Origin of the sequence: Acetivibrio sp. MSJd-27, from assembly GCF_018918095.1 — a bacterium.
Lineage (GTDB): Bacteria > Bacillota > Clostridia > UMGS1840 > HGM11507 > HGM11507.
This window is the reverse complement of record NZ_JAHLPV010000097.1, coordinates 1-933: the sequence shown is the minus strand read 5'-3', so window position 1 is coordinate 933 and position 933 is coordinate 1. Positions and strand designations below refer to the sequence as shown.

Sequence of the window (933 nt, the reverse complement as noted above, 5' to 3'; positions counted from 1 at the left end):
GCCGGATTAAGGCTTGAGTTTTTGCCATGTTTCTGTTATATTGAAAAAGCAGGGAGCAAAAACACTCCCTGCCAACCAATTTTACCCTTGTTTGGACTTTACACAAAGTTAGAAGCAGACCCTATCTAACTGTAATTCTTACTCTTTTGCCATTTGCAATATAAGGATGTACCCAAATCTCTAAACTTGTGCCATCCTCAGATTTGTCATACCATCTTGTCACTAAATTTGTTTTTGCTTCTTCCTTTGTTGGAAGAACAGCGATCATTTCCGCAGAACCTTCCATTGGATTTGAGTTGAGTCTTTCACGGGCAAAATCAGCAAGTTTAGCGCATACTTCTCTCAATTCATCTTCATTATCGGTTATAAAAACATAATTTGCACTTTCTAAATGGTCAAATCCATCAAAAGTATATCCTCGCCGGAAAGAAATCCCCAGTTCTTCAAAATAGACGGCGCTTTCTGTGATATAGGTTTCATAAGCTGATTTCCCAATCGTTTCATGTTCTATTTTTTCTTTTTTTTGAACTTCCTCCCAAGTCATGCCTTTTGTCAAATTACGAAAACAGTAATTGCCATTTTTTGAAACCACGCTGTTATAAAAGGCATCATATTTTTGTTCCTGACTGCAACCGGGAAGAATACATAGAAATATAAGTGTGAAACAAATAAAATAGGAAAGACGATATTTTTTCAAGTCAATCACCTTCCTGCTTATTAAACGCTTTAATTAGTGGAGGCATATGGAAAAACTCCGTTATTTTTTGTAACGGAATATAATTGATTATATAATAAATAATCAATACAGCCTGTCGAAAAACGCATGGATTCCATCAAGCGAATCCACGCGTTTTTGTGTCTATTGGGAATAAAAACATGAGTATCCGATGCAGCGTGCCATGGTTCCCATCCCGCCACTTCCACATGGCCAGC

General features: G+C 37.2%; 2 protein-coding genes. Both read right to left on the bottom strand.

What is annotated here, in order from left to right; all coding sequences use genetic code 11:
* Nucleotides 1–121: 121 nt before the first annotated feature.
* Entirely contained in the window at nt 122–697 is a 576-nt protein-coding gene (locus KQI32_RS13270) for a hypothetical protein (protein WP_216426125.1), read from the bottom strand.
* Nucleotides 698–726: 29 nt separating this feature from the next.
* Nucleotides 727–933 (bottom strand): hypothetical protein (locus KQI32_RS13265; protein ID WP_216426123.1); only part of this gene is annotated, 207 nt, incomplete at its 5' end.